The 20,182-nt window shown below is 48.0% G+C and carries 19 protein-coding genes; 14 read left to right on the top strand and 5 right to left on the bottom strand.

What is annotated here, in order from left to right; all coding sequences use genetic code 11:
- The first annotated feature begins 159 nt into the window (after positions 1-159).
- From hemW to dnaJ, 7 genes are all read left to right on the top strand, one after another.
- Positions 160-1,314 (top strand): radical SAM family heme chaperone HemW, encoded by a 1,155-nt coding sequence (hemW, locus tag AC58QD_RS13145; protein ID WP_497333835.1) that lies wholly within the window; start codon positions 160-162, stop codon positions 1,312-1,314.
- A 116-nt stretch (positions 1,315-1,430) separates the two neighbouring features.
- Positions 1,431-1,898: an N-acetyltransferase gene (locus AC58QD_RS13140; RefSeq protein WP_497333833.1), complete on the top strand. Its 468-nt coding sequence runs from the start codon at positions 1,431-1,433 to the stop codon at positions 1,896-1,898.
- Between the two features lie 117 nt (positions 1,899-2,015).
- Positions 2,016-3,041 carry a heat-inducible transcriptional repressor HrcA gene (gene hrcA, locus AC58QD_RS13135; RefSeq protein ID WP_497333831.1) on the top strand — a complete coding sequence of 342 codons (1,026 nt, stop codon included), beginning with the start codon at positions 2,016-2,018 and terminating at the stop codon, positions 3,039-3,041.
- A 33-nt stretch (positions 3,042-3,074) separates the two neighbouring features.
- Positions 3,075-4,607, top strand: coding sequence for a TCP-1/cpn60 chaperonin family protein (locus AC58QD_RS13130; RefSeq protein ID WP_497333984.1), 1,533 nt, complete (start codon positions 3,075-3,077; stop codon positions 4,605-4,607).
- A 97-nt stretch (positions 4,608-4,704) separates the two neighbouring features.
- Entirely contained in the window at positions 4,705-5,343 is a 639-nt protein-coding gene (gene grpE / locus AC58QD_RS13125; RefSeq protein ID WP_497333829.1) for a nucleotide exchange factor GrpE, read from the top strand.
- 57 nt (positions 5,344-5,400) lie between these two features.
- Entirely contained in the window at positions 5,401-7,242 is a 1,842-nt protein-coding gene (dnaK, locus tag AC58QD_RS13120; protein WP_497333827.1) for a molecular chaperone DnaK, read from the top strand.
- A gap of 87 nt (positions 7,243-7,329) precedes the next feature.
- A complete protein-coding gene (dnaJ, locus tag AC58QD_RS13115) occupies positions 7,330-8,478 on the top strand; it encodes a molecular chaperone DnaJ (protein ID WP_497333825.1) in 1,149 nt (382 codons plus the stop codon).
- A gap of 69 nt (positions 8,479-8,547) precedes the next feature.
- On the opposite strand, the gene AC58QD_RS13110 is transcribed toward dnaJ, so the two are convergent.
- On the bottom strand, positions 8,548-8,913 hold the full coding sequence (locus tag AC58QD_RS13110; protein WP_497333824.1) for a c-type cytochrome: 366 nt from the start codon (positions 8,911-8,913) through the stop codon (positions 8,548-8,550).
- Between the two features lie 187 nt (positions 8,914-9,100).
- On the opposite strand from AC58QD_RS13110, the gene lspA reads away from it, so the two are divergent.
- From lspA to AC58QD_RS13090, 4 genes are all read left to right on the top strand, one after another.
- A complete protein-coding gene (gene lspA, locus AC58QD_RS13105; protein ID WP_497333822.1) occupies positions 9,101-9,589 on the top strand; it encodes a signal peptidase II in 489 nt (162 codons plus the stop codon).
- A 76-nt stretch (positions 9,590-9,665) separates the two neighbouring features.
- Positions 9,666-9,851: a hypothetical protein gene (locus tag AC58QD_RS13100; protein ID WP_497333820.1), complete on the top strand. Its 186-nt coding sequence runs from the start codon at positions 9,666-9,668 to the stop codon at positions 9,849-9,851.
- Positions 9,852-9,992: 141 nt separating this feature from the next.
- Entirely contained in the window at positions 9,993-10,970 is a 978-nt protein-coding gene (locus AC58QD_RS13095) for a formylglycine-generating enzyme family protein (protein WP_497333818.1), read from the top strand.
- 97 nt (positions 10,971-11,067) lie between these two features.
- Positions 11,068-12,339 carry a glucuronate isomerase gene (locus AC58QD_RS13090; RefSeq protein WP_497333816.1) on the top strand — a complete coding sequence of 424 codons (1,272 nt, stop codon included), beginning with the start codon at positions 11,068-11,070 and terminating at the stop codon, positions 12,337-12,339.
- A 52-nt stretch (positions 12,340-12,391) separates the two neighbouring features.
- Here the strand turns inward: AC58QD_RS13090 and AC58QD_RS13085 are convergent, their stop codons facing one another.
- Positions 12,392-13,342, bottom strand: a complete 951-nt coding sequence (locus tag AC58QD_RS13085) for a helix-turn-helix transcriptional regulator (protein ID WP_497333814.1) — start codon at positions 13,340-13,342, stop codon at positions 12,392-12,394.
- A gap of 115 nt (positions 13,343-13,457) precedes the next feature.
- On the opposite strand from AC58QD_RS13085, the gene AC58QD_RS13080 reads away from it, so the two are divergent.
- Positions 13,458-14,537, top strand: a complete 1,080-nt coding sequence (locus AC58QD_RS13080; protein ID WP_497333812.1) for a Gfo/Idh/MocA family protein — start codon at positions 13,458-13,460, stop codon at positions 14,535-14,537.
- 84 nt (positions 14,538-14,621) lie between these two features.
- On the opposite strand, the gene AC58QD_RS13075 is transcribed toward AC58QD_RS13080, so the two are convergent.
- From AC58QD_RS13075 to AC58QD_RS13065, 3 genes are all read right to left on the bottom strand, one after another.
- Positions 14,622-15,359, bottom strand: a complete 738-nt coding sequence (locus tag AC58QD_RS13075) for an anti-sigma factor domain-containing protein (RefSeq protein ID WP_497333810.1) — start codon at positions 15,357-15,359, stop codon at positions 14,622-14,624.
- A gap of 3 nt (positions 15,360-15,362) precedes the next feature.
- Positions 15,363-15,929: an RNA polymerase sigma factor gene (locus AC58QD_RS13070; protein WP_497333809.1), complete on the bottom strand. Its 567-nt coding sequence runs from the start codon at positions 15,927-15,929 to the stop codon at positions 15,363-15,365.
- A gap of 159 nt (positions 15,930-16,088) precedes the next feature.
- A complete protein-coding gene (locus AC58QD_RS13065; protein ID WP_497333807.1) occupies positions 16,089-18,128 on the bottom strand; it encodes a plastocyanin/azurin family copper-binding protein in 2,040 nt (679 codons plus the stop codon).
- 262 nt (positions 18,129-18,390) lie between these two features.
- Between AC58QD_RS13065 and prmA the strand changes: the two genes are divergently transcribed.
- The gene (gene prmA, locus AC58QD_RS13060; protein WP_497333805.1) at positions 18,391-19,374 is read left to right on the top strand and encodes a 50S ribosomal protein L11 methyltransferase; all 984 of its coding nucleotides are present in this window, start codon (positions 18,391-18,393) and stop codon (positions 19,372-19,374) included.
- 15 nt (positions 19,375-19,389) lie between these two features.
- Positions 19,390-20,052, top strand: coding sequence for a site-2 protease family protein (locus AC58QD_RS13055; RefSeq protein ID WP_497333803.1), 663 nt, complete (start codon positions 19,390-19,392; stop codon positions 20,050-20,052).
- Positions 20,053-20,182 lie beyond the last annotated feature (130 nt).

The raw sequence follows: 20,182 nt of genomic DNA, 5'->3' as shown, positions 1-20,182 counted from the left end.
CTTCAAACCCATCACTGACGACATTAATTTTTTGGGAGGCTCTTGCAGCCTCCTTGTCTATTTTTCAGAGGCGCAACCATACAGGCAGAACCTCCACGCAAAGGGAGTAAGTATAGAAAGAAGAAAGTAGTAAAGTAAGTAGAAAGGAAGTAAGCAGAAATGATACAAACCACAACACTGCCAAAAGCGGTGTACATTCATATCCCTTTTTGTACGAACAAGTGTCACTACTGTGATTTCAATTCGTATGTGCTCAAGGGGCAGCCTGTGATGGATTATCTGGATGCGCTTGAGAGAGAGATGGAGCTTACGGTTCGTCAAATACCAGCCAAAGCGATTAGTACAATCTTCGTAGGCGGCGGAACGCCGACTGTATTGCTGCCGGAACAGATGAGTCATTTTCTGAAATTGGTCAAAACTTATTTTCCGGATACGGTGGAGGATTTGGAATTCTCAATGGAGGCGAATCCCGGGACGACTGATCTGGAGAAGCTGCAAGCAATGAAGGAAGGCGGAGTCAACCGGATTAGCTTCGGGGTGCAGTCCTTTAATAATGAACTTCTGTTGGAGCTGGGCCGCATTCATAATACGGACGATGTATATCGCAGTCTCGAGAATGCCCGCTCCGTTGGCTTCGATAATTTATCTATCGACCTGATGTTCGGTTTGCCGAAACAGACGACCGCTATTATGGAAGATACACTAGACAAAGCGCTTCAACTCGATTTGCAGCATTACTCCATATACAGTCTGAAGATTGAGGAGAATACGCTGTTTCATACGTTATTCAACAAGAACAAGCTTCCATTACCTGATGAGGATGATGAGCTTGAGATGTACTTGTCGATTATGAGAAGACTCAAGGCGGCGGGTTACGAGCAGTATGAGATCAGCAATTTTGCCAAGCCGGGCAGACAGAGCCGTCATAATTCGGCCTATTGGCATAATGACAGCTACTATGGGTTAGGAGCAGGAGCTCATGGGTATATGTTGGGCTGCCGGCATGTAAATATCAAAGGGGTACAGCCATATATTGACGCTACCCATAAAGGACTGCCATTGCTGGAACGCTTCGAGGTTGGCGAGCAGGAAGCTATGGAAGATTTCATGATGGTGGGCTTACGCTTATTAAGCGGGGTGAAGCGGGAAGATTTCCGGCAACAGTTCGGCCGTGAATTGGAAGATGTGTTTCCTGAACAGCTCCGTCGCTTGACGGCTCAGAGCTTGTTGATCTCCGACACAAGTGGGTATCGTTTGTCGGAGCAAGGATTATTGTTCGGAAACGATGTGTTTGCGCAATTTTTAGAGGGATGATGGGGGAGCAGCCCGGATTCCCTTTTTTATTGTAGACAAAAAACTCTTGCTCAAACATGCGTCTTGATGTATATTTATACATATTTCAAGTACGAATTTTACAGGTGGGATGGCAGATGACGTTAACAATTACTTGTCGGAGAGCGGTCGCGGACGATGTGAACGCCTTACACGACCTTATACAGGGATATGCAGAGAACGGCATCATGCTGCCGCGTTCGAGGGAAGCCCTGCTGCGGCATATTCATACATTTATTGTAGCGGAAGCAGATGGACACTTCGTTGGCTGCGGATCGCTGTTCAAGTTAGGTCAAGATTTGGTGGAGATTCGCTCCCTGGGTGTGACGGACGGTCATAAAGGTCTCGGGATAGGTCGTAAGGTCGTTGAATTTCTGGTCGATGAGGCGCGTAAGGAAGGAATTCCTAAGATTATGGCGTTGACCTATGAGGTTGCTTTTTTTCAAAAAAACGGATTCGAGGTTGTCCCCAAAGAGATATTCCCTGAAAAGGTTTGGACGGATTGCGTCCATTGTAAAAAGCAGCATTGCTGTGATGAAATAGCTGTATTGAAGCGCCTTGACTGACTTGACAAGGTGCTTTTCTTTTTGGTATTTTGATAGTAGGAATTAGCACTCCTTTCAGGTGAGTGCTAACGATGGAAGTTGAACGTTCATGCAGGAATCCAGTTGGGGGGCGAGAATATGTTGTCTGAACGTCAGAGATTGATTTTGAGCGCTATAGTAGATGACTATATTCGTTCGGCTGAACCAGTCGGCTCGCGTACGATTTCCAAGCGAAACGATGTAAGCTTCAGTCCGGCGACAATTCGTAATGAAATGTCCGATCTCGAGGAACTGGGCTTTCTGGAGCAACCGCACACGTCAGCAGGCCGTATTCCTTCTAATAAAGGTTACCGTTATTACGTGGACCATTTGGTCAAACGAGGTCACTTGTCCAAACAAGAGCTGGACGTGATCAAATTGTTTTTCGCTGAGAAGTTAGATGAGATGGAGCGGGCTATTCAGCACGTGGCGGTTATTTTGTCGAATATGACGAATTATACGTCCATTGTGTTAGGACCCGAGCTGCTCAGTACAACGCTTAAGCATCTGCAGATTGTTCCGCTGAATGATCATTCGGCCGTTGCTATTGTTGTAACGAACACGGGACATGTCGAGAATAAGGTTGTTACGATACCGGAAGGTGTCTCGGTCTCGGAGATTGAGCGGATTGTCAATATGTTGAACGCTCGACTAAGCGGTGTGCCGCTCGTTCATTTCAAATCGAAGCTCTTTAATGAGATTGGCAGTGAACTGAGCCATTATACGAATCAGTATGAAGAATTGGTTAAACTAATAGAAGGTGTTCTGCTGCATGATGAGGATGACCGAATCTTCATAAGCGGTGCTACGAATATGCTTACTCAGCCTGAATTCAGAGACGTCGGCAAAGTGAAGGGCATTCTAGATTTATTCGATGAAACCCAGACCTTGGTTCGACTCGTGTCAGCGGCTTCTCAGGGCATACAAGTTCGGATTGGAACTGAGAATACGGTCCAAGCGATTAATAATTGCAGTCTTATTACCGCTTCTTATTCTATTGACGGTCATTCCCTCGGTACCATTGGTATTCTAGGGCCAACGCGTATGGAGTACGGGAAAGTGATCAGCTTGCTCGACGTGTTATCCAAGGACATGGCTGCCCTTATGGGACGATGGTATAGGTAACGGAGTTAGACGATTATGAAGGATGAGATCCGTATGAAACAGGGGAATTTAGAAGGCGAGGATCGTTATGCCACACTGCTGAATAATGCAGGGGCGATCCGGGCTATATGCGCAGCTGTCGAAGGAACACTCGGTCCTAAGGGTCTCGATACGATGCTAGTCGGAAGCCGCGGCCAAGTGTTGGTCACCAACGATGGGGCGACGATCCTCGAGCAGATGGATGTAACGCATCCAGCTGCTCGGATGCTCGTGCAGGTTGCGAAGTCGCAGCAGGAGCGAGTAGGCGACGGTACGACTACTGCGACGGTACTGGCCGGCGCGCTCGTTGCGGAGGGCGTTGCGCAAGTGACACGCGGCGTGCCGGTCTCTAAGGTTGTGACTGGGTTGCAGGACGGAATTCGGCTTGCAACGGAATTGTTGCAAGCGCGGAGCCGGACGCTTGCGGGGTTGCACGACCCGATGCTGTACCGGGTCGCCTATGTGGCTGCACGCGAGGACAGGCAATTGGCCGAGCTTGTGATGGCTGCGGCCGAGCGGCTGGGCGTCGACACGTTACGTGATGACGGGTATCGGCTGGCCGACTCGATTGCAGCTCACGACAAGCCCGTGAGCGAGGTGTGGTCCGGCTTGCTGCTGAAGCACAAGCCGATCCATGCGCAGATGCTGGCGATGGAGCTGCAGATGCCGAAGGTGCTAGTTATGCATGATGCGCTGGAGCCGGAGAAGCAGGACGAGGAAGCTATGATGACCGATGCAGGCTTCCAACGCTACCTGCAGCTGAAGGAAGAGTTCCAAGCGAACCTTGGCAAACTGCTCGAGCTCGATGTTCGCTTCATCGCATTAGACCGGGGTGTCGATCAAGAGGCAGAGCAGTTCTGCGCCGACCATGGGATTATCGTGCTGCAGCGCGTACCGAAGCGTGAGCTTCAGCGCATCTGCGAGCACACAGGCGCGCGGCCGATTCGCCGCACGGTGCTGAAGAAGGCGCCCGCGGAGCTTGCGCCTTATCTCGGCGCCTGCGAGACGCTCGCGTATGACGCGCGCATCGAGCAGGTGCGCCTCACGGGCGGCGCGGGCTTGCCCGCCGCAACCGTGCTCGTCGGCGGAAGCACCGCCGACGTCGTGGGCGAGCGGGCGCGAATCGCCCGCGACGCTGCCGCTGCCGTGCAAGCCGCAGTGCGCGGCGGCTACTTGCCCGGCGGCGGCGCCGTGGAGGTAGCGGTCGCGCATGAGCTCGACCGCTACCGCGAGACCGTCAAGGGCATGGAGGCGTTCGGCGTAACAGCCGTCGTGCAGGCATTGCACAAGCCGCTTGCTCAGATGGTGCTGAACGCAGGCTTTAATCCGCTCGAGCAAGTGGAGCAGGTGCGGGCGGCACAGTTGGCTCAGCAATCAGACAGTATAGGAATTGATTGCGATACGGGCCAACTGATGGATGTTCTGAAGAAGGGGATCGTAGACCCCGCACCGGTGAAGATCCATGCGCTTTTAGCAGCAGGAGAGGTGGCTGCGGCCGTGCTGAGAATTCACACAGTCATCAAGATGAGATCTAATGAAGACGGTTGAAGGTGAGCCGTTAGGCGTGCCTGTAATGCCGTTTATTCATAAATCATAAATAGAGAGAATTGCCGTGAGGGCATTGGAAAAGGAGGTGAACTTAAAGGTGACGAAACCAGAACATTCAACTAAAGAACAGATGGAAGAGAACCTTAATAGTTCAAATAGGGAAGAAACGGTCGAGGAGGCTATTGCTGGAATTGATTCCCAGCAAGGTGTAGATTCAGATGACTCGGTGAATGAAGCAGAGCAGTCTTTTGAAGAAACAGGCGATGTTCATGTATTATCCGCGCTTGAGGTCGAGCTGCAAGAGCAGCGCAAGCTAGCTGATGAGAACTACCAGAAGTATCTGCGTACCCAGGCTGACTTCGATAACTTCCGCAGACGTTCCCGTCTGGAGAAAGAGGATTTCGCGAAGTACGCTTCGGCCAAATTAATCGAGCAGCTTCTGCCGATTGTGGACAATTTCGAGCGTGCGCTTGGGGTATCCCGTGAATCCAAGGATAACGATGCTTTGATTAAAGGGGTGGATATGATATTCCGCCAGCTGGATCAAGTGCTTGTTGGGGAAGGTCTTACTCCGATTCAGGCTGTAGGTCAACCATTCAATCCTGAATATCATCAAGCGATTATGCAGGTTGAGTCTGAGGACCACGAAGAAGGTATTGTTTTGGAAGAAATTCAAAAGGGTTATATTCTTAAAGATAAAGTTTTACGTCCATCGATGGTCAAAGTTAGCCAATAATCTAAGTAAGTGCTTAAACACACATATACTACCCATTTTGATTAGGAGGAACATTTCATGAGTAAAGTAATTGGTATTGACTTAGGAACCACGAATTCTTGTGTAGCAGTAATGGAAGGCGGCGAAGCAGTCGTCATCCCTAACGTAGAAGGAAACCGTACTACTCCTTCTGTAGTAGGCTTCAAGAAAGACGGTGAGCGCATCGTCGGTGAAACGGCTAAGCGTCAATCCATCACGAATCCAGATCGTACAGTAATGTCGGTCAAACGTCATATGGGTTCGAACCATAAGACAACGATTGACGACAAAGATTACACGCCGCAAGAAATATCAGCTATGATTCTACAGAAGCTTAAGGCTGATGCAGAAGCATACCTGGGATCAACGGTAACACAAGCAGTAATTACAGTTCCGGCTTACTTCAATGACAGCCAGCGCCAAGCTACCAAGGATGCAGGTAAGATTGCCGGTCTTGAAGTGTTGCGGATCGTCAATGAGCCAACTGCAGCAGCGCTTGCTTACGGCTTGGAGAAAACAGAAGATCAAACTATTCTAGTCTATGACTTGGGTGGCGGTACGTTCGACGTGTCCATTCTTGAGCTTGGCGACGGATTCTTCGAAGTTAAAGCTACAAGCGGGGACAATCGCTTAGGCGGAGACGATTTCGACCAAGTAATCATTGATTATCTTGCTGCTGAATTCAAGAAAGAACACGGGATCGACTTGAGTAAAGACAAATCAGCGGTTCAACGTCTGAAAGATGCGGCTGAGAAAGCCAAAAAAGAACTTTCGACTGTTCTTACAACAACAATCTCGCTTCCTTTTATCACCGTTGTGGACGGCGTTCCCCAGCATCTTGAGGTGAACCTGACTCGCGCCAAATTCGACGAGATTTCCGCTTCTCTGGTTGAGCGTACATTAGGCCCAACTCGCCAAGCATTGAGCGATTCCGGACTGTCGGCCAAAGAGATTAATAAAGTGGTTCTAGTCGGAGGATCCACACGGATTCCTGCCGTACAAGAAGCTATCAAGAAATTAACAGGTCAAGATCCACACAAAGGCGTTAACCCTGATGAAGTAGTTGCTTTGGGCGCAGCTGTTCAAGCAGGCGTTCTGACAGGCGATGTAAAAGACGTTGTATTGCTTGACGTTACTCCGTTGTCACTGGGAATCGAAACAGCTGGCGGTGTATTCACGAAGATGATCGACCGCAATACTACAATCCCGACAAGCAAATCTCAAGTGTACTCCACATATGCGGATATGCAGACGAGCGTAGAAATTCACGTGCTGCAAGGTGAACGTTCAATGGCTGCAGACAACAAAACATTGGGTCGCTTCATGTTGGGCGATATCCCGGCTGCACCGCGCGGTGTTCCTCAAATTGAAGTTACCTTCGATATCGATGCGAACGGGATCGTGAATGTATCCGCCTTGGATAAAGGAACAGGCAAGAGCCAAAAAATTACGATCACTTCTTCAAGCGGTCTATCCGATGAGGAAATTGAAAAAATGATGAAGGATGCCGAGGCTAATGCCGAAGAAGACCGCAAGCGTAAAGAAGCGGTTGAAACTCGCAACCAGGCAGACCAATTGATCTACTCTGTAGACAAAACATTGAAGGATCTGGGCGACAAAGTAGATCAAGGCGAGATCGACAAAGCGAATGCTGCCAAAGAAACGTTGAAGCAAGCTCTTGAAGGCAACGATCTTGAAGCGATTAACAAAGCATCGGAAGAGTTGACTGAAATTGTTCAACAGCTATCCGTGAAACTATACGAGCAAGCGGCTCAAGCAGCACAAGGGGCTGAGGGAGCTGGCGGTCCAGGCGCAGGCGGAGACAGCAAGAAGGACAACGTCGTAGACGCTGACTATGAAGTAGTTGACGAGAAGAAGTAAGTGGTCCATCTTTCTTGGGTAGGAGCTCAAAGCCAGGCACTTTGTTGCCTTGGCTTTGACTTTCGTTCAAGGACTCGCATATAGTTAATGGGTGAGCAGAGCAATTGGGAGGTTGAAGCGGTGAGTAAGCGTGATTTTTACGATGTACTGGGCGTTGACAAAGGGGCTTCTGATGATGATATCAAAAAAGCCTACCGAAAATTAGCGCGCCAATACCATCCGGATGTTAATAAAGCAACAGATGCAGAGCAGAAGTTCAAGGAAGTAAAAGAAGCTTACGACGTGCTTAGCGACGATCAAAAGCGGTCCACTTATGATCAGTTCGGTCATGTAGATCCTAATCAGGGTGGAGGGTTCAACGGTCAAGATTTCGGCGGCTTCGGCGATATCTTCGATATGTTCTTTGGCGGCGGAGGTCAGCAGCGTCGTAACCCTAACGCGCCGCAACGTGGTTCAGATCTTCAATACACGATGACAATAGAGTTCAAAGAAGCGATCTTTGGGAAGGAATTAGATATCACGATTCCCCGCACAGAGACTTGCGACACTTGTCACGGATCTGGAGGGAAGGCTGGTACAAAGCCAGAGACCTGTACCGTATGTAAAGGCAGCGGTCAACAAGAGGTTGTCCAGAACACAGCATTCGGCCGCATTGTGAATCGCAGGGTTTGTTCAGCTTGTAACGGTCAAGGCTCCATTATCAAGGACAAATGTGGAACTTGTAACGGTGCAGGTAAAGTGAAGAAACATCGTAAAATACATGTGAAAATTCCTGCTGGTGTAGATGAAGGTGCACAACTTCGAGTTTCGGGTGAAGGCGAAGGCGGCACAAAAGGTGGACCATCAGGCGATTTGTTCATTGTAATCCGCGTGAAGCCGCATGATTTCTTCGAGCGTGACGGGGACGATGTGTACTGTGAGGTTCCTCTTACTTTTGCACAGGCAGCGCTTGGGGATGAGATTGAGATCCCCACGTTGACCGAAAAGGTGAAGCTTAAGATTCCGGCGGGCACACAGACGGGCACCTATTTCCGTTTGAAGGGCAAAGGGGTGCCTCGTTTGCGCGGTTACGGTCAAGGTGATCAGCATGTCAAGGTAGTTGTGGTAACTCCGACTTCGCTAACTGATCAGCAGAAGGATCTGCTGCGTGAATTTGCAGGGCAAGATGTCGAGAATTCATCCGAGCATCACGAATCGATCTTCGAACGGATGAAGAAAGCGTTCCGTGGTGATTGATAGGTTATAAGTGAAACAGCAAAAGGTGCCTTCCTTAGGGAGGGCACCTTTTGCGTTGAGAATGAGCGGTTACTTATGTTCTGCTAACCAAAGAGAGAGGTTGGCCACTTCTTCTTCCTTCAGGGAGCTTTTGAAGGCAGGCATACCGCCTCTACCGTCCCAAATAATCTTATACAATTGTTCTTTGGTGTACTTGGTTCCTATCTTTTGAAGATTGGGTCCCATTGTTCCCTGCAATTGATCGCCGTGACAGGAAATACATGACTTCTTATAGATAGCTTCAGCAGCCGATGCATCTAACTGTACAGCAGGAAAAGCAGGTGCTGGTGTTTCATGTTTGTCTCCAGGTGCGTTCTGGATCGATGTAACCGTGAGGAGGATAACTCCAAATAAGCACGCTCCAAAAAACAATACTGCCATAATCCATTTCTGCATGGGGATCACTCCTTTTCAAGGTTATATTAACATGGTTTCCCATTCAAAAGAAATAGCTCGAATTAGTCATTCGATCATTGTGGCTTTGACCCTATTTGCTTATGAATCACAAGTTAGTTACACTATATTAGTGGGGAAGTAATTTCTGCTGAGCCTACTCTTATTGTGGGTAGAAGGAGCGATAACTATGTTTTTTTATTTAATTATTTTGTTTACTGTGGCTGTTGACCAGGGTTCAAAGTTATGGATTCGCACACATCTCCATCTGGGAGAGATCATTTCAGCCTGGGAGCCCTATGTCACGTTCACCTATTATCTTAACAGCGGCGCCGCTGGGAGTTCCTTTCAAGGGTATGGCGTTTATTTCATCCCAGTAGGTGTGTTCTTTGTAGCTGCGCTTATTTACTATCGACGAAAAGGTGTGCTGCAAGGAGTTATTCTGGAGAGTGGTGCTGCTTTCCTAGCAGGCGGTGCTATTGGCAATACGCTTGATCGGATCTTGTATGGAAAAGTTACGGATTTCCTGGTGTTCGGTTCAGGTAACGGGGTGCTTAATCTGGCTGATCTTGCATTGAACCTAGGTGTTATTTTGATGCTGTTGGATATGATAATCGGGGCTATAAGAACAAAAATCAAGAAACGCAAAGATACAATTCCCATTGCATCAGGTGAATAATTCAGTTTTGCTCGAAGAACACTACTCTATAGGATTGTACAAACCCAACCCTATGTTAGAGGAAGTGTAAAAAGAGATGGATATTGCAGTATCAGCTACTTTCCCGAGTTCAGCCCATGCGGAATCCGCTGCAGCGAAGCTTCGGGCATTGCGCGTAGATCCGGTGCAAATCGTTGGAGGCGATACGCTCTCCGTAGTAGTTGCTGAGACGATTCACCCGCAAACGATTCGGGTTATTGAGCAGTGCGGCGGACTTCAATAGGGAATAAGACTATACTGAGGAGGCGTTCATGAACGCCTTTTTGTCGTGCTGCCTCTCATTTCATAGCTTCATGCTCGTATGTAAATATGATAGAATGATAGCAAACAAAGTATAGCAATTCAAAAGGGGATGCGTGGCGATATGTCAGACAATGCAACAGGTTCGTGCTGTTCTTCTAGTCGAAGCGCGTTCACTGCGAATGAGAACCCAGTACCGCAAGCGGCGATGAGTAGCAGCAGTTGTGCTCCACTATCGACTCCGGGAAGAGAAGGTATGTTGTTTCTGGATGGGGGCACTTTCTCGATGGGGAATAGCGGAAAAGCTGGCTTTCCGGCTGATGGGGAAGGGCCTGTACATGATGTAACGCTTCGTCCTTTCTACGTCGATCCTACTACCGTGACTAATGCCCAGTTTGACCTATTCGTACGTTCGACTCGCTATAAGACGGAAGCGGAACGATTCGGCTGGTCCTATGTCTTTGCACCATTTTTGTCGGCAGCTAACAATCGACTGATCATGGGATCTCCGCAAGGAACACCATGGTGGTATGCGGTGAAGGAAGCCTATTGGTACCAACCGGAAGGACCGGGCACCGATCTGGAAGGGCGGATGGACCATCCGGTGGTACATATCTCCTATCATGATGCACTTGCCTACTGTAAGTGGATGGGCAAACGCTTACTAACAGAAGCGGAATGGGAATATGCGGCGCGAGGCGGTCTAGACCAGAAAGTATACCCATGGGGTGATGAGCTTACTCCTGATAACGAGCATATGTGCAACATCTGGCAAGGAACTTTTCCAGAGAAGAACACAGCTCGGGACGGCTACATCGGAACCGCTCCGGCTCAATCCTTCCGACCTAATGGATTCGGCCTGTATAATGTTTCCGGGAACGTATGGGAATGGACGTCGGATTGGTTCAGCGCCACAACATATACGGCTGGTCCACGTGATAACCCGACGGGGCCAGATCAAGGAGAGCGGCGCTCCATGCGCGGAGGTTCCTTCTTATGTCACAAATCTTATTGCAACCGATACCGAGTTGCTGCCCGGAGCTCCAACACACCGGACAGCTCTTCCAGCAATATTGGGTTCAGATGCGCAGCCAATGTGTAGAAAACACAGGTTAAGCTGAAATAAATCCATTTACAGAAAATTGAAAGTAAGATAGTCTAATTTATCATATGTATCCATAACTCAGGAGGAAGCTCAAATGGTGATTCAAACGAAGGAACAACTGCGTTCATTTTTGCATGAAACGGTTCAGACGACTCCCATCACAGATATTCACTCGCATTTGTTTACCGAAGATTTCGGCAATCTTCTCCTATGGGGAATTGACGAGCTATTAACGTACCATTATTTGGTTGCAGAGACGTTCCGTTTTCACCCCAATTTGGCGTACGACGCTTTCTGGGCCATGTCGAAGACCGAGCAAGCAGATCTGGTATGGAAGACGTTGTTCCTGGAGCACTCTCCCTACAGTGAAGCTTGTCGAGGTGTGTTAACTGTACTTAACCGGCTTGGACTTGACGTGAGTACCCGTGATCTAGCTTCTTATCGCTCGTTCTTCGCATCTATGAGCACCGCTGAGTATCTGAACCTCGTCTTCAAGCTTTCCAATGTGAATACGGTATGTATGACGAATGATCCCTTCGTTGATGAAGAGAGAGATCAATGGGAGACAATAGGCGAGATTGATCCGCGTTTCCATACTGCTCTCAGGCTTGATCCGCTTCTGAACGGGTGGGACCAAACTTGGCGCCGGCTGAAGTCGTGGGGTTATGCAGTTGAGGAATCTTTTTCTGAGAAAACAATTGAGGGTGTGAAAGCTTTCCTTCGCGATTGGATCCGCAGAATGGATCCGTTATACATGGCCGTATCGTTGCCGCCTTCGTTCCAATATCCGGAAGAGTCTAATCGGGCGCGTGTTATTGAAACTTGTATTCTCCCGATCGCAAGAGAATTCGATATTCCATTCGCTATGATGATTGGTGTGAATAAACGTGTTAATCCGGCTCTGAACGATGCTGGGGATAGCGTTGGACCAAGTGATGTGCGTGCCGTGGAGCGTTTGTGCGCAGCTTTCCCCGACAACAAGTTCCTATGTACTATGCTGGCGCGTGAGAATCAGCACGGTCTCACCGTCGCGGCACGCAAATTCCGTAATCTACACGTATTCGGGTGCTGGTGGTTCTTGAACAACCCGAGTCTGATTGAAGAGATGACACGGATGCGCTTCGAATTATTAGGTGTAAGTGTAACTCCACAGCACTCGGACTGCCGCGTGTTGGATCAATTGATCTACAAATGGGATCACTCCCGGTTCATTATTGAGAAAGTATTGCTGGATAAATACAGTGATCTCATGGACACTGGATGGCAGCTTCGGGAGACTGAAATTCAGCGAGATGTTTCCGATCTGTTTGGAGGATCGTTCTGGAGCTTCCTGGGGCGTCCGAATCCAGCGGCAGTAAAAGGATAATAAGATATGTTAAAAAGTCCAGCTCAAGAAAGATCGCTGGACTTTTTTAATTCTAACAAAAGTCGTTCTGAAAAGCCTCAACCGGCGTGGAGCGGGATTTCTTTCCTTCAAGTGTACGTGTAAGGGCCTTGGCGCTCCGTGCATATTCGGACGGGGTCATGCCTGTTGCCTTCTTGAAATTTTTGGAGAAGTAATGAATGCTGTTGTACCCGAGACGCTCACCTATCTCTGTGAAGTTGTAGGACGTTTCGCGAATCATCACTTTGGCCTCTTCGATCTTCAGGTCATTGAAGGTCTCCATGATGCCGGAGCCATGAGCCGACTTGAAAGCTTTTTTTAACTGAGACTTGCCTACGCACAGTGCAGCGCATATATGATCAACCGTTATGTCTTCGGACAAATGCTCCTTCATATAGGCCGTAACTCGCTCTGTAAGCTCGGCCTCTTTGTTGTTCTGGAGCAGGGAGGGCAGCTTGCTTGGAGTCGCTTCCTTCTGATACTGCTTACGCGCCAGCACAATCAATAACGTCTCGAGATATAATCGGATCAACTGCTCACTGCCGAATGTCACGTTCGAAGATCGGGTTAAGACAGATACTCTCGGCGTATGAATGGGGCGATCAAAAACGTTCCCCCCTTCCTCCATAAGCTGAGCAATTAACCGCCGCTCTTCATCGCCGAGTGAGAATATTTGCCCGCCGAAGCAGTTCATGGCAGGTGCATAACAATCGAATGCCACGATGAATAAATTGGGGGCGGTTACGTGATTTGTCCGAAGACTATGGTACTCGTTGGGACGATAGAATACCAGGTCACCCTGCCTCATTGCATGTTCGCCGGATTCGGTTGTGATTAGCACTTCTCCCTTATCCACATAAGCGAATTCCCAGAAATCATGCTTCTCACCCTGATGGGAGTATTCGTTTGACAGCTCTTTATAGGAGAACGAAATCAGCCTGCGCACAAACAGCTCGTCCCGTAACTCGAACCGTACATATTCCATAGGAACTATCTCCTTTACTCCCATATGACAAAATAAATAACGGATTGAACAACTACTTTTGATGTCCGCTTTTTTATTATAATAGTATCATAGAACTACAGAAAGGTTGAGAGAAATGAATAAGATCAAGATAGGGATTATTGGATGCGGCAATATGGCTGGCTCTCATGCGAGGGGATACGATGATCTGAAGGATCGCATGTCGGTCACCGCCACTTGTGATATAGATTATGAGCGGGCTGTCAATGCTGCGCAATTATATGGAGCAGAGAAAGTGTTTCAGAGCTATAGGGATGTGACCCGGCATGTAGACGCCGTGCTGATCGCACTGCCGCATGACCTTCATTATGAAGCTGGAATGACATTCCTGGAAGCAGGCAAGCACGTCCTTATGGAGAAGCCGCTTGCGAATACGGAGCAGGAATGTATAGATCTGATACAAGCTTCCAATAACAGAGGCAAGGTTCTAATGACGGCCTATCCGGTCCGCTACCACCCACTTGTAAAGCGTCTTAAGGAATTGCTTGACACAAAAGCATATGGGGATGTATTTCAGATCTCGATCTTCACTGAGCAGCATACAGAGTACCCCGACGGCCATTGGTCCAGATCAGGCAAAAAACTGGGGGGCGGTCAGTTATTCAGCCATGGTTGTCACTATGTTGACGTATTACTCTGGCTTCTAGGCCGACCTGTTAGGGGAACACATCTAGGTACGAATTATGGAACGCCTTGGATGGAGCGAGAAGGGACCAGCAATGTATCCATCGAATTTGAAAGCGGAGCTATTGGAATGCATTTCGGCACATGGGGAGCTAGGGCAACGCGGCTAGGGTATTCGATCCACGCTCATTGCACAGGAGGTTTGCTAGAGATCGATATTATGAACCGTAAATTGTACGCTCATACCAAGAGGAAGGATGAGCGATCAGACAGCATGCAATCGCATTGCGATCTATTGATGGAGGTTCACGAGGGAGGAAAGTTCACGCATCACGAAATCAATCACTTCCTGGATTGTATCGAACAAGGGGCCCAGCCCCTTTCAGATGCGGCGGGAAGTCTACAAGGCCTGAGAGTGATCTGGAAGCTGTATGAGGGAGAAGCAGAGAATCGGATTGCGGATCTGCGCGGACTGGGGCTTATGGATGATTGGAGCCGAGTTCCGTTAAGCTATTACGGGAACAGAACATAATGCTGCATAGTCAGGATTGAAGGAATGAACAAACCCCTTGGACATGGTTGCACACGAGGTGCAGCTTTTCCAAGGGGTCATTTATTAGGTGCCGAGAACCTTGCTGCCTCGGGGCTGTTTGCCATTGGCATCCGGCTCTAATGTAACGCCGATCGCATCAAACTCTGTATACCTGGCGTCCATCTCGTAGGTCAGGACACCCGTGCCATTCTCATCTACATAAAATGTACCGCAGTTATAACGTTTTCCATTTTTGATTAACCAAGCCTGATAGGCATTCTCACCTTGGGTTTCCTTAAGGCCCTGGAGTTGGATGATAATATGTTGGGAATCACCTTGCTTCATTACCCAAGCCATCCCTTTGGCAAGCGGCATAGAGCTGTCGGCTGTTTTGAGTTCTAAGGTCTTCAGCAGTTCTGCAGGGGCGCTTGGTCGTACTATCGCTGTATGAACGGGCTGGCGGGTAATAGCCTCATTCCCCACGACTCCAATTAAGATGCCCACTACAATCGCACTCGCCAGTCCCGCGACCCAAGTAAATGGGATTGACCGTTGTTTCTTCGTTGCGGGTTGTTGAACGGTGACTTCTTGATCGAGCTTATCGATAGCTGCCATTACATCTGATTTCAGATCCTGGGGAGCTTCAACTGCTTCCATCTGAAAAGGAAGAGCATTCCAAACCAATTGCAGCTCCTTTAATTCTTCTCTGCACGAGGCACAGGAGCGCAAATGCTTTTCGTATGCTACTCTTTCAAACTCCGAGCTTTCGCCCGTTAAATAGCTGATTAGGCCATTGCAACCAATGGGTTCATGTTCATGCATTTGTCATCCCTCCCTCAGTGCAGTTAAATGCTTGCGCAATACTTTTAAGCATTGATGCAGACGGCTCTTGATCGTTCCAACCGGTTCGTTCGTAAGATGAGCTATTTCACTTAAAGAATATCCCTTCCAATACATCATATTAATCAGCTCAACCTGACTTTCGCTTAAATGGACATAAGCCTGCTGAATCTCTTTCTTTATCCACTTACGGAAAAACTCAGACTCTGGGTCGTTTTCGTTGGAATCCAATGTATGGTCCCACTCCTGCGGCCCCACTGGATAGGAGAATGCTTGTCTGCGCTGCATGCGAATGTGATCAATGGTAATATTGCGGGTTATCGTAATAATCCAGTTCACAAATCGGCCTTTGCTATCATCAAATCCTGTATCCGAGGTCCACAGACGCGTAAATACAAGCTGCACAATTTCTCGTGCTGCTTGTTCTTCCCCGGTCGATTTCATTGCAAATGAAAAGACAAGCTTCACATATCGATTGTAAAGCTCCTCCAGAGCAGGACGCTGCTTATTTCTAACAAACTGCATTAACTCTACGTCTGTTCGACTATGCATCTATCAGCACTCCCTGAGTCGAGAAACGACTTCTCATTAGAATGAATGAATCTTTTACAATATAAAGGATAAGAAGCCAAAAAGCTAGAGAAATACTGATACAATCAGCATTCTCCAGCCTCGGTATGCAATGGCTTGCAGCCTGGTACCTGTTCTGAATTATTGGACGATAATCTTGGCCTTCATAAATGATTTGTGAGGCTCGCAGAAGTACTCGTATTCGCCTGGTACGGTGAAGGTGAAGGAGCCGGATTTGCCTTGTGCAAGTAAGGGCAAGGCAAAGGAACCGTTAACTGCGACTGCATTATGCTCCATCTCATCTTTGTTAATCCAGGTAACAGTCGATCCTGCTTCAATCGTCAATACACTCTGGGAGAAGTCGAAATTTTCGATATTAATCGTGTAGGTCTTTGGTGCAGGGATTGGCGCTGGTGCAGGTGTAGGTGCAGGTGCTGGATTTGGTGCTGGTTCTGGAGCAGGCATAGGCGCATGACTGTGATCGGGAGCAGGCGGTTCCACCACACGGTATGCTACTGCTTCAGGATTCAGCACAAACCATACATTTCCTACATTTTGACCTGTCGTTTCACCGGGATGCTGGTCTTTTACCCAATAATACAGCGGCCATCCTTTATAGGTGCTTTGCATCTTGCCGTCGTTACGCATGAAGGAACCGAAATCACTGCTGTTCAGATCAGAGGAAACAGTCAGGTTCTCGCTGTAGTAGATAGGCCAGTTCTCGATACATTTACCTGTACATGAATTGGGGTTCGTCGAATCCTTCAAGAATAAGTACAACGTCATACCGTTCGCATCTACAAAATACGAACCCAAGCTGTCGGATTTACTGAACTTAACCTCAGCATTAACAGCAGTAGTGCCACTGAATTTGACAGGGTCAACGACGAACCATACATTGTTGACGTTATGTCCAGTGGTATCGCCGCGCAATTTGTCTTTTGCCCAGTAATATAATGGGAAACCTTTATAAGTCGTTTGCTTAGAACCATCAGCGCGAACAAGCGTTCCGAAGTCGCTAGCCGAGGTGCCTGTAGGTGCTGATAATTGAGGAGCATAGTAAGCCGGCCAATTCACCAAGCAGGAGCCCGAGCAATTGCTAACCCCTTTTGTATCCTTATCGAAATAATAAAGCGCTCTGCCGCTTGAGTCAGTTAGATAATTCCCAAGATCGGTCTTGGTCCCGATAGCGATTCCGTTCGAAGGTTTGATTATGTACCATATGCCCCCGACTGCCTCGCCTTTTGTATCGCCAGCATTCACGTCTTTGGCGAAGTAATAGAGCGGCCATCCTTTGTAGGTCGTTTGCTTGGTGCCGTCTGGACGGACGTTCACGCCAAAGTCAGCTGCATTAAATTCGGCTGGAACCATTAATTTCTCACCATAATAAACTGGCCAGTTCGTTAGACACGTGCCAACACAGGAATTCGGATCGGCTACATCCTTAGTGAAATAATACAACGTTTTTCCAGTCGAATCGGCCAAGTAATCACCCAATGAAGCGCTGTGCGCCACATTTAGTCTGGTGTAGCTAAGGGCCGAGAGCTTACTTGAGTCTATGATCTTCTTGTCAACTAGCTCGGCTGCTAACGTTTTCGTGCTGCCGTTCAGCTTAGTATTAAGAGCTTCAATCGTTGCAGTGGCGATATTTAAATTTTTGAACGAGTGTACGTTCGCAATTCTTGTTAATCCTTTTTGTCCGGCAAAAGCAATCGTATTGGCGTACTCGAAATCTGTACCCTGCTTGTAGCCCAGAGCTTCCAACATAACCTTGTAATATTGTTGGGCTGTGATTCCGGCGAGCGGGTCGAATTGACCTCCGCCTACTCCTTCCCACCCTAGCTTGGGATTGGATTTCAGATACGCCAGAATCGGTTGAATGCCTTGCCCTATAAGAGAGGCATCTGTAAAAGTATCGGTTCCGCTGAAAGCTAACGCTTCTTTTTCCAATCCTTTCAATCGAAGAAATAGAATAGCCGCTTGGATTCTGGTCGTTGACTTGTTTAGATATTCCTCTGTCAATCCGTTGCCATCTCCTTGGAGGATACCGAGGTCGCCGACTACTTGTGTTTCCGATTGGATATTCACGTCCGTTGCTGCCATCGCCGTAAAAGCTGTTCCTACCATGACCATAATGAAAACCATAATTGCTGACACAACTAATTTCTTAAGCCTATTCATAGTTTAATATTCTCCTCCTTCAAGATGATATCTTGCACAAATTCCTGGTTCTACCTAGTAAACGAAGGTTAGGTAGAAACGGTTTGATGAATGCGCAAAAAAATTTCAAGATTGCTTTTAAATCCAAACAGGTTTTACTAGCCAGCAAAGAATATAGTACAATAGAAAGGACTACAAGACGTCCCGGCTCTTTAGGAGTGCGGGTCGTTTGTTCGATATCAGAAAGACTTGGGTTGGGAACTATGAAAGGGGTTATTAGGAAATGCTGTGGCAAGAAATATCGATACATACAACAGAAGAAGCAATTGAGATGATCTCCAACTTCTTTCACGAGCTGGGAGCAGGCGGGGTTTCTATTGAAGAATCCGGTACGCTTAACAAAGTTCGGGACACGACTTATGGTCAATTGTACGACACACCATTGAATGATATCCCGGAAGGCGAAGCTGAGATCAAGGCGTATTTCGGCGAGCCTGCAGAGGAAATGGATGGATATGTGGAGCAGTTGAAACAATTCATTATCGTTCTGAGGGATGAAATCGGGATCGATGTGGGACATGCAGCAATTGAGCATCGTGAAGTGGATGAGGAGGAATGGGCAACAGCCTGGAAGCAATACTACAAGCCGCTGCGCATCTCCGAGCGAATCACGGTCAAGCCAACTTGGGAGACATATACCCCGGAACGTGCGGATGAATTAATCATAGAGCTTGATCCTGGAATGGCCTTCGGAACAGGGACTCATCCCACGACCTCGTTATGCTTACAGACGTTGGAGAAAAAGCTGCAGCCAGGCATGAATGTTATTGATGTTGGAACGGGTTCCGGTGTTCTGGCGATTGCAGCAGCCTTGCTTGGGGCAGGAAGAGTGTTAGGGCTTGATCTGGATCCGGTAGCCGTTAACAGTGCTCGTGAGAATGTCACCCTCAACAAGCTGGATGACAAGATTATGATTGCCGAGAGTGACTTATTAGGAATATTGCGGGATGACAGCCTGTCGGCGAATGGGCAGCTTGGGCTCCAACTGCCTGTAGAGTTGGTAGTAGCTAACATATTAGCAGAGGTTATCCTGTTGTTCGTTAGTGATGTATACGAGGCACTCCTCCCTGGCGGCGTCTACATTGCATCCGGCATATTCAAGAATAAGGAAGAGGCTGTGTCACAAGGTTTGTTGGCAGCAGGCTTCATGATTGAATCTATAGAACGCGATCAGGATTGGGTAGCATTTGTAGCGAAGAAGGGATAGGTGGTTCGTATGGACATGGGTTCATTTTTTCGGTATTCGCTGGAAGAGCTCCCGTTTGTCATTCTTGTCTTAATCATTGCCTTTACAGTCCATGAATTCGCGCACGCTTATTCGGCTTACAAATTCGGGGACATGACCGCCTACAATGCAGGCAGAGTCACCTTGAATCCGATGTCCCATCTGGATGTATTAGGCACATTGCTCATCCTGATCGCCGGATTCGGTTGGGCCAAGCCAGTGCCCGTTAACCGGGGACGGTTCAAGCATCCTCGATTAATGGGAGTGATCGTCTCGGCGGTTGGACCTCTGAGTAATTTATTGATAGCGTTCATTGGTGCAGCGATATTTGGCGCTTTGCTGAATTTCGGAGTTCTGGCTGAGGCATCCGATGGCGTGATCAAAGCGGTTCAGATGTTCTTCTTGTATTTGATCCAATTGAATGTGCTTTTATTCCTTTTTAACTTGATTCCTTTACCGCCGCTCGATGGATATCGAATTGTCGAGGATCTGGCTCCTCTGCATGTCAGGCTCAAGATGGCGCAGTATGAACAGTGGGGGATTTATGCTTTTCTAATTATGGCACTCATACCTCCGATCAGCCGTGTGACCATTCAGCCGATCTTAGCTTATACTTCTGATATTACGATTGCTTTGTTGAGAATGTTCGGGGTTATGTGAGGTAGCAACTATATATGGAGGGACTGTCCAAAGGTAGATTAATGACCTGGGGCAGTCCCTTTGTTCAACAATAGAAGACCGTTAATGCTTAACCCTTCATAATTGTGCACGAAATGTCGGATAGGTACAT

The sequence above is a fragment of the Paenibacillus sp. J2R1T-4 genome (genome assembly GCF_059692235.1).
Note: the sequence above shows the minus strand (reverse complement) of the source record. Positions and strands in the feature narration are given on the sequence as shown.